The sequence below is a fragment of the Oerskovia sp. NPDC056781 genome, from assembly GCF_042789955.1.
GTDB lineage: Bacteria > Actinomycetota > Actinomycetes > Actinomycetales > Cellulomonadaceae > Oerskovia > Oerskovia rustica.
This window is the reverse complement of the sequence record NZ_JBHUAD010000160.1, coordinates 1-9058: the sequence shown is the minus strand read 5'-3', so window position 1 is coordinate 9058 and position 9058 is coordinate 1. Positions and strand designations below refer to the sequence as shown.

Annotated in this window: 6 protein-coding genes; 3 read left to right on the top strand and 3 right to left on the bottom strand. The window is 73.6% G+C overall.

What is annotated here, in order from left to right:
- Positions 1-77: 77 nt before the first annotated feature.
- The 3 genes from ACFRCR_RS13475 to ACFRCR_RS13465 all read right to left on the bottom strand — a co-directional run bounded on the left by ACFRCR_RS13475 (position 78) and on the right by ACFRCR_RS13465 (position 4788).
- Positions 78-1223, bottom strand: coding sequence for a glycerol dehydrogenase (locus ACFRCR_RS13475; RefSeq protein ID WP_377678199.1), 1146 nt, complete (start codon positions 1221-1223; stop codon positions 78-80).
- 158 nt (positions 1224-1381) lie between these two features.
- Entirely contained in the window at positions 1382-3964 is a 2583-nt protein-coding gene (locus ACFRCR_RS13470; RefSeq protein ID WP_377678197.1) for an ABC transporter permease, read from the bottom strand.
- Positions 3964-4788 (bottom strand): ABC transporter ATP-binding protein, encoded by an 825-nt coding sequence (locus ACFRCR_RS13465; protein ID WP_377678196.1) that lies wholly within the window; start codon positions 4786-4788, stop codon positions 3964-3966. The genes ACFRCR_RS13470 and ACFRCR_RS13465 overlap by 1 nt, the downstream gene beginning before the upstream one ends.
- A 184-nt stretch (positions 4789-4972) precedes the next feature.
- On the opposite strand from ACFRCR_RS13465, the gene ACFRCR_RS13460 reads away from it, so the two are divergent.
- The 3 genes from ACFRCR_RS13460 (at position 4973) to ACFRCR_RS13450 (ending at position 9003) form a co-directional block, all read left to right on the top strand.
- Positions 4973-6622: an Ig-like domain-containing protein gene (locus ACFRCR_RS13460; RefSeq protein WP_377678195.1), complete on the top strand. Its 1650-nt coding sequence runs from the start codon at positions 4973-4975 to the stop codon at positions 6620-6622.
- A 69-nt stretch (positions 6623-6691) separates the two neighbouring features.
- On the top strand, positions 6692-7726 hold the full coding sequence (locus ACFRCR_RS13455; RefSeq protein WP_377678194.1) for a Gfo/Idh/MocA family protein: 1035 nt from the start codon (positions 6692-6694) through the stop codon (positions 7724-7726).
- Positions 7727-7908: 182 nt separating this feature from the next.
- Entirely contained in the window at positions 7909-9003 is a 1095-nt protein-coding gene (locus ACFRCR_RS13450) for a Gfo/Idh/MocA family protein (protein WP_377678193.1), read from the top strand.
- Positions 9004-9058: the final 55 nt, after the last annotated feature.

The following is a 9058-nucleotide window of genomic DNA, read 5'->3' as shown; positions in this document are numbered from 1 at the left end:
AGGTAGACCTCCGGGAGGTCTACCTCGCGCACCCGGGTCTACCTCAGCCGGGGTGGCGGGGTGGCCGGGTGGCCGGGTCAGTGGTGCGTGTGACCGACCGGCTCGGGCAGGCCCGCGTCCGCGCGGATCGCTCGCGACAGTCCCTCGATCGAGCGCAGCGCGTCGACGAGCTCGGGCACGCGGACCTCGAAGGGCATCGCGTGGATGGTCTCGCCCGGGGCGGTCGCGGCCTCGGCGACGCGGCGCAGGTCGCCCACGTCGGCCGTCGTCAGGCCGATCTCGGTGAGCGTGTTGGGCAGCCCGACGCGCGTCGTGAACTCCACGAAGTCGCGGATCTCCTGCGACGGCGCGCCCTCCAGCACGAGCTGGGTCAGCGAGCCGATGTTGACCTTCTGGCCGTGCGTGAGGCCGTGGGTCTGCGGTGCGGCAGTGAGCCCGTTGTGGATCGCGTGGGCCGCCGCGAGGCCGCCCGACTCGAACCCCAGCCCGGACAGCAGGGTGTTGGCCTCGACCACGGCGTCGACCGCGGGCGTGACGAGGTGCTCCTTGACGGCCTCGATCGCGGGCAGCGAGTTCTCCCACAGGATCTTCCAGGAGAGCTCGGCGAGCGCGGTGCCCGTGATGAGCGGCAGGCCGCCCGCCATGGTCGTCGCGTTGGCCTTGGCCACGGCACGGGCCTCGATCCAGGTGGCGAGCGCGTCGCCGATGCCCGCGACGAGGAACCTCACCGGGGCGTTCGCGACGAGCTGGGTGTCCACGAGGACCAGGTCGGGGTTGTGCGGGAAGAAGCGGTACTCCTCGAACGCGCCCTCGTCGGTGTAGATGACCGACAGGGCGGAGCAGGGGGCGTCGGTCGACGCGACGGTCGGCACCGAGACCCAGCGGACGCCCTCGAGGTGCCCGGCGGCCTTGACCGCGTCGATCGTGCTGCCGCCACCGATGCCCACGATCACGTCGGCGCCGCTCTCACGGATGCGCCGCGCGAGATGGTCGACGGCCGCCGCCGTCGCGTACGTGCCGAAGCCCTCGCGCTCGCGGCGCAGGTTCGCGGCCTGGAACGACTCGGCGACGGTGTCCTCGACGATCTCCCACACCACGTCGTCGGCCACCAGGAGCGGCTTGGTGCCGATCGGGGCGACGAACTCACCGAGCCGGGACAGCGCGCCGCGCGACTGCACGTAGCGCAGGGGGCTGATGAGGGTGCGGATCGGGACCTCGGACATGGGGACCTCCTCGGAGTGCTGGACAGGGCGTCGCCGGACCCGCGTGGAGGGTCTCTCCTCGCGGACCGCCGACTCCTCGACGCTATGTCGAGGCACGCCCGACCGCCTGGTGGGGCCGTGTGACGTCGGTCGTCGTCCCGCGGCCCGAGACCTGGTGGTCAGTCGACCGTGACGGCCTCCAGCACGGGCAGGCGCGAGGCCCGGATGCCCGGCCAGACGCTCGCGACGAGACCGATCACGACCGCGAGCCCCAGGACCGCGAGCACCTGCCCCCACGGGATCGCGAGGCTCGTGAGTCCCTGCTCGGCGAGCACCCCCGGCAGGGCGGCCGCGATCGCGATGCCCGTGAGCACGCCCAGCACCGTCCCGTAGACCGCGGTCAGGACCGACTCGATCGTGATGATGCCCGCGAGCTGGAGGCGACCGAGCCCCACGGCTCGCAGCAGCCCGATCTCCCGGGTGCGCTCGATGATCGACAGCGCGAGCGTGTTGACGATGCCGAGCAGCGCGATGACGATCGAGAGCCCGAGCAGCGCGTAGAGGATCACGAGCACCTGGTCCACCTGGGCCGCGGCCGCGTTGGCGAGCTCTTCGCGGTCGAGCACCGAGACGACGAGGAACGGCTTGACGGCCTCGGTGAGCGCGGCGCGCAGCTCGGTGGTCGAGGTCCCCGGGGCCGCCGTGACGTACACGGCGTACGTCGGGATCTCGGTGGCCCCGACGTCCACGTAGGTCGCGTCGGCGAGGACCACGTCGGTCGGGATCACCTGGGTGTCGATGACGGCCCCGACCTGGACGTCCTGCGTCCGGGTGCCGTCGTCGCTCGTGAGGGTCAGGGAGTCGCCGACCGCCCAGCCCTCGTCCCGGGCCGCGGTCCGGCGGACCACCGCCTCGCCGTCGGCGAGGGCCTGGTCGGGGTCGCCCTCGACCACGGGAGCGTCGAGGGCCTCGGTGAAGAACCCGGGCGGCACGACTGTGGCCCCGCTGGGCTCGCCGTCGACGTCGAGCGTCCCGAGCCGCAGCGGGAGCGCCTGCCCGACGGCGGGGAGCCCGGTCACGGCATCGGTGACCCCCGGGGGGAGCGCGCCCGTGGCCGCGGCACCCTGGACCACGTAGTCGGCCCGCATCTGCTCGTCGACGATCGACCGGACCGAGGCCTGCGTCGATGCCGCGATGACCCCGGTCGCGCTCACGAGCGCCATCCCGATCAGGAGCGCCCCCGCGGTGTTCGAGGTGCGGCGCGGGCTGCGCGTGACGTTGCCGCGGGCCAGGCGGCCGAGCGGACGGATCGCCGCGACCGCCGGCACGGCGAGCACCGTGATCACGGTGCCGGCGATCGCAGGGGACAGGACGAGGACGCCCACGAGCGCCGCGCTCGCGCCGACCGCGAGCAGGACCCGGGGGTTGAGGTCGTCGACCAGGGCCCACCCGGTCGGGTCGGCCGACGCCGAGCTCCCCAGCCGCGAGGCCAGGACCAGGAGCCCCGCCCCGAGCACGGTCAGCACGAGCCCCACGACCGCCCGGGTGCCGGTCCCGCGGTCCGGTGCGACGTCGTCGTGCATGGCCTGGACCGGGGGAGTCAGGGCCGCGCGGCGGCCCGGGACCGCGGCCGCGACCACGCTCACCAGGACACCCAGCGAGATCGCGACCACGACCGAGGTCGCACTCAGCGGCACACGCCCCGACAGCTCCATGCCCGTCGAGCCGAACACCGCGCGCAGCCCGCTGACCAGCACCCGGCCCAGCACCACGCCCGTCGCCGCGCCGAGCACCCCGACCGCGACGGCCTGCGCCAGGATCGACGCGAAAACCTGCGCGGGCGAGGCCCCCAGCGCCCGCAGCAGGGCGAACTCGCGCTGACGCTCGCGCACCGACATCGCGAACGTGTTGGCGATGATGAACGCCCCCACGAACAGCGCGATGGCGGCGAAGACCAGCAGGAACGTCTCGATGAACCCGAGGATCTGCTCGACCCCCTGGCGGGCCTCCTCGCGCACTGCCTCGCCCGTGAGGGACTCGGCGCCCGCCGGGAGGACCTCGGCCACGCGCTCGGCGAGCACCTCCTCGGACACCTCTCCCGCGGCGTAGACCGAGATCGTGGGGACCGTGCCGTCGGGGGCGTAGGTCGCGAGCGCGGTAGCCGGGTCGAGGCCCACCAGGATCGTGCCGGCCGCGGCCGCCTCGATCGCGAAGATCCCCGTGACCGTGACGGGCTGGGGAGCGCCCGCCAGGACCACGGTCGTCGTGTCCCCGGTGGTCAGGTCGGCGGCCGACGCGGCGCTCTCCTCCAGGGCGATCTCGGCGGGCCCCGCGGGCCACGCGCCGCTCGCGAGCGTCACGGTCGGCTCGTCGGGCCCCACCGCGATCCCGATGCTCGGGGGGCCCGACGTGGTGACGGCCGTGCCGTCCGCCGCGACCAGGACGATCGGACCCGACGCGTCGGGCACGGCCCGCGCGACGCCGTCGACCCCCGCGACCGTGTCCGCGAGGGAGACCGGGACCGGGGAGTGCGGCGTCCCGAAGGTGCTGCCCGCCGTGGTGGAGTCGTCGATCTCCTCGGCGCCGCGCACGTACACGTCGGCCACGAGAGTGGTCGCGATGATCTCGTCGAACGTCGACGACAGCATCGCGCGGAACGTGAACGTCCCCACGACGAACGCGACCCCGAGCATCACGGCGAGCGTCGACAGCACGAAGCGGACGAGGTGCGCCCGGACGCCGCGCAGCGCGACCCGCAGCATCAGTCCTCCTCCGCCTGCCCGAGCGCGTCGAGGATGTCGCGCCGCGTCGGGGCCGCGAGGTCGGCGGTGATCCGCCCGTCGGTGAGGAACAGGACCCGGTGCGCGTACGAGGCCGCGCGCGGGTCGTGCGTGACCATGACGACCGTCTGCCCGAGCTCGTCGACCGACCGCCGCAGGAACCCCAGGACCTCCGCGGACGAGCGCGAGTCGAGGTTGCCCGTGGGCTCGTCGGCGAACACCACCGACGGCCGCGAGACCAGGGCCCGCGCGCACGCGACCCGCTGCTGCTGCCCGCCCGAGAGCTCGGCCGGGCGGTGGTGCAGGCGGTCGCCCAGCCCCACCGCGCCCACGACCTCGTCGAACCACGCCCGGTCCACGGGGACCCGGGCGATGTCGAGCGGGAGCGTGATGTTCTCCGCCGCGGTGAGCGTCGGGACCAGGTTGTAGGACTGGAACACGAACCCGATCCGCGTCCGCCGCAGGGCCGTGAGGCGCCGCTGCGAGAGTCGGCTCACCTCGGTCCCGTCGATCACGACCCGGCCCGACGTCGGTGAGTCCAGGCCAGCCATGCAGTGCATGAGCGTCGACTTCCCCGAGCCCGACGGCCCCATGATCGCCGTGAGCTCGGCCGCACGGAAGTCCACGTCGACGCCGTCGAGCGCACGCACGACCGTCTCGCCCTGGCTGTACGTCCTGACGAGGTCTCGCGCCCAGGCCGCCGTCCCGTCGGGTGCGGTCGGGGGCAGCGCGGACAGCGGTGGCACGGCACCGGTTGCGGCGCGGGTGGGCACGGACGAGCCGGACGAGAACGGGGCGGGCTCCATCGGAGCTCCCTTCGGTCGGAACGTCTCCATCGTGGCCCCGAAGGCGGGTGACGTGCGACACATCCGCGGATCTCGCGTCAAGACGCCGACGCGACGTGGTCCTCCCCATTACCACGGACCACCCGCCCGTGCGACCCGACGGCTCGACCCCCCTGCCCGCCGGGCACGACTCGAGGAGCCCATCATGTCGAACCACACTCAGGCCGGATCCCCCCGGCACGCGGCGGTGCTCGCCGTGCCCCCCGCGACAGCGCCCCCCACGCTCGCGCGGCGCCTGCTGTCGACGGCGCTCGCGGCCCTGCTCGTGCTCGTGGGCGTCGTCGCGATGCCCCGCACGGCGTCCGCCGCCGAGCTCGACGCCATCAAGACGGTCACGATCACCCAGCCCGTGGACGAGGTCCACCTGTGGCAGTCGCTGCGGATCGAGGCCACCTGGGCCGTGCCCGACGGCTCGCACGCCGGGGACACGTTCACCCTGGCGTTCCCGGACTCGCCCCGCGTGACGGGCTTCGCGCAGACGTTCGACCTCAAGACGCCCGCCGGTGCGGTCGTCGGGACGTGCGACGTCACGCAGGACGGATTCGCGTGCACGCTCAGCTCGTACGTCGAGACCGCGACCAACGTCCACGGCACGCTGTTCTTCTACGCGCAGGTCAGCAGCGTGGGCGACGGCGGCACGTTCACGTTCACCACGGGCAACGAGATGGTGATCGAGGTCCCCGTACCGGGCGGCGAGGTCGTCCCCGGGAGCGGCTGGTCCGCCCCGGAGCAGCCCGTCAAGGGCGGCTGGGTCAGCACGGACGGCAAGACCGCCGTCTGGGAGGTCTACGTGCCGAGCGAGTTCCTGGCCGCCTCGGCCGGTGGCCCCGTGATCGTGACCGACACCTACGACTCGCGGCTGACCATGCGCGACGACTCGCTCGTCGTCGCGTACGTCCCCCTGGCCGACTGGAACAACGGTGACTACGGCTCGAGCGCGGTACGCCTCAGCCCCGGGACCGGGTACGTCTACACCCCGGACGTGGCCCGCTCGTCGTTCGACCTGACGTTCGTCGACCCGGTCACGGACGGCTCGCGCATGTACATCTTCACGTACCGGATGTCGCTGCCCGCGGGCGTGCAGGACGGCGACACCTTCGCCAACCAGGTCGCGGGCAGCACCGGCTGGGACGACCAGCGGGTCCTCGAGTACGCGGCCGCCGGTGGCGACGGCGACGGCGACGGCAACGGCGAGCTCCGCCTGACCAAGCACGTCACGGGCGAGGGCGCGGCGTCGGTCCCGGCGGGCACCGAGTTCACCGTCGACTACACGACGGACCGGAACGGTGCGACGACGTCGGGCAGCCTCACGGTGACCGACGGTGCGACGGTCACGATCCCCGGCCTCGCCGCCGGGACGGTGGTGACCCTGAGCGAGGTCTCGCCCGCCGCGATCGACGGCGTGACCTGGGGGGAGCCCGTGTTCTCGGGCGAGGGCGTGACCCCGGTCGAGGGTGGCGCACAGGTCACGGTCGGTGCGGAGGGCGTGGTCGAGGTCGCGCTCGACAACCCCGTCACCCCGGTGGACCCGCCGGCCCCGCCGGTCCCCCCGACGACGCCGCCCACGACCGTGCCTCCGACGACGGTGCCCCCCGCCACGACGCCCCCCGCCTCGGTCGTCCCGCCGACCAAGGCGCCGACGGTCAAGGCGACGCCCCAGGCGACGAAGAAGCCTGCGCGTGGTGCGCTCGCCACGACGGGTGCGACGGTCGGCCTGGCCGCCGGTGCGGCCGTGCTGCTGGTCGGGACGGGCCTGACGCTCGTGGCGCTGCGTCGTCGGGGGGCGAGCTCCTGACGACCCGACGAGGCTGCGGCCCTGGGGCGGACCGGTCGGTCCACCCCAGGGCCGCAGTAGCGTGGACGCATGGTCTCTCACGCAGTGGTGAACGTGCTCGACGCCGTGCCCGACCCGGGCGACGCCCCTCCCGTGCGCTGGGGGATCCTGGGGGCGGGGAGGATCGCTGGCTCGTTCGCCGACGAGGTGCGGGCCTTCACGCAGGGCCACGTGGCGGCCGTGGGCTCGCGCGACGAGCACCGGGCGCGGGACTTCGCGCAGCGGCACGCTCCGTCGGCGACCGTGCACGGATCGTACGAGGCCCTCGTCGCGGACCCCGACGTCGACGTCGTGTACGTCGCGACCCCGCACTCGCACCACCGCGAGCACGGGCTGCTGGCGGTGGCGGCGGGCAAGCCCGTCCTCATGGAGAAGGCGTTCACGCGCAACGAGGCCGAGGCGCGCGAGGTCCTGGACGCGGCGCGGTCGGCGGGCGTGTTCGTCATGGAGGCCGTGCTCACGCGGCACCTGCCGCACGTCGCCGCGATCCGTGCGCTGATCGCGCAGGGGGAGATCGGCGAGGTCCGGGCGGTCTCGGCGTCCTACGGCTCGAACGCGGCGTACGACCCGGCGAGCCGGCTCTTCGCGCCCGAGCTCGCGGGCGGCGCGCTGCTGGACATCGGGATCTACCCGCTCGCGTTCGCGACGGATCTCCTGGGCATGCCCGACGACGTCACGGCCGTCGGTCTGCGGGCTCCGACCGGGGTGGACGCCCAGTCGACCGTGGTGCTGCGGTACGGCGACCGGGCGACGGCCACGCTCTCGTCGTCGGTCCTGGCGCAGTCGGCGACGTCGCTCGTGGTCGCGGGCACGGGCGGTCGGATCGAGGTCGTGGACCGGTTCATGGTGCCCACGACGTTCAGCGTGGTGTGGGCCGACGGGGCGCGACGCGAGTACGACGGGTACGCGACGGGGGCCAAGCAGTACGAGGCGGCCGAGGTCGCGCGCTGCCTCGCGGCGGGGCTGACCGAGAGCCCGCGCATGACGTGGCAGGACACGCTCGACCTGATGCGGGTCATGGACCTGGCGCGGGCGCAGCTAGGGGTCGTGTACCCGGGGGAGTGACGGTGCCGAGAACGGCCGTGCCGAGAACGGCCTTGAGGTCGTTCCGGCGGTCGGGACGGCCTCGATCACGGTGTTCGACCGCGCGGAACCTCGTCCTCGGCGCGACGGCCCACCTGGGCGCCGCGCGACCACACCTCGGGCAATACTCCGTGGCACCGCTCTCACGGGGTTAGCGTGAACCCATGAGCAACGACGCCCGCGCCGCGGCACCGACCGACCAGCCCGCCTCCCTGCCCGACCTCGTCGCGACCGCCGCCGACCTGCCCGAGGTGATCTCCGGCGTCGTGACCGATCCGCGGACCGCTCCCACGGTCCGCTGGGGGATCCTGGGTGCCGGGAACATCGCCGGGTCGTTCGCCGAGGCCGTGCGCGACCACACGCGGGCGCGCGTCGTGGCCGTCGGCTCGCGCGACCGCGTCCGGGCCGAGCGCTTCGCGACCGAGCACGGCATCCACACCACGCACGCCGACTACACCGAGCTCGTCGAGGACCCGCAGGTCGACGTCGTGTACGTCGCGACGCCCCACTCGCACCACCGGGACCACGCGCTGCTGGCCATCGCCGCGGGCAAGCACGTCCTGGTCGAGAAGGCGTTCACGCGCAACGAGGCCGAGGCGCGCGAGATCTTCGACGCGGCACGGGCCGCGGGCGTTTTCGTCATGGAGGCCATGTGGACGCGGTTCCTGCCGCACGTCGCCGCGCTGCGCGGTGTGATCGCGCGCGGGGAGATCGGCGAGCTCGTCAACGTCACCGCCGACCACGGCCAGTTCTTCCCGTTCGACCCCGAGCACCGGCTCTACGCGCCGGACCTCGCGGGCGGCGCGCTGCTCGACCTGGGCGTGTACCCCGTGTCGTTCGCGCACGACGTGCTGGGAGCGCCGTCGTCGGTCACCGCGGTCGGTGCGCTCACGCAGACGGGCGTCGACGGTCAGCTCGGCATCACGCTCGGCTACGGCCGGGCCATGGCCACGCTGTCGACCACGCTCTGGTCGCAGACGCCCAACGTCGCGTCGATCTCCGGGACTGCGGGGCGCATCGAGATCGAGGGCACGTTCTACGCCCCGACGTCGTTCCGCGTGGTCCGGCACGACGGCGCGCAGTGGCGCTACGAGGGCTTCCGAGGTGAGGGCAAGCAGTACCAGGCGGCCGAGGTCGCGCGCTGCCTCGAGGCCGGTCTGACGGAGAGCCCGCGCATGACGTGGCAGGACACGCTCGACGTCATGCTGACCATGGACGAGGTCCGCCGCCAGACGGGCGTGGTCTACCCGAACGAGTGAGCCGGGTCGCGTGAAGAGGTGCCGAGGACGGGGTTGTGGTCGTTCTGACGTGCAG

Bases quoted from the DNA above. Each gene is read 5' to 3' on its own strand.
- ACFRCR_RS13465 (WP_377678196.1), bottom strand. From the start codon at position 4,788: ATGGAGCCCGCCCCGTTCTCGTCCGGCTCGTCCGTGCCCACCCGCGCC.
- ACFRCR_RS13460 (WP_377678195.1), top strand. From the start codon at position 4,973: ATGTCGAACCACACTCAGGCCGGATCCCCCCGGCACGCGGCGGTGCTC.
- ACFRCR_RS13455 (WP_377678194.1), top strand. From the start codon at position 6,692: ATGGTCTCTCACGCAGTGGTGAACGTGCTCGACGCCGTGCCCGACCCG.
- ACFRCR_RS13470 (WP_377678197.1), bottom strand. From the start codon at position 3,964: ATGCTGCGGGTCGCGCTGCGCGGCGTCCGGGCGCACCTCGTCCGCTTC.
- ACFRCR_RS13475 (WP_377678199.1), bottom strand. From the start codon at position 1,223: ATGTCCGAGGTCCCGATCCGCACCCTCATCAGCCCCCTGCGCTACGTG.
- ACFRCR_RS13450 (WP_377678193.1), top strand. From the start codon at position 7,909: ATGAGCAACGACGCCCGCGCCGCGGCACCGACCGACCAGCCCGCCTCC.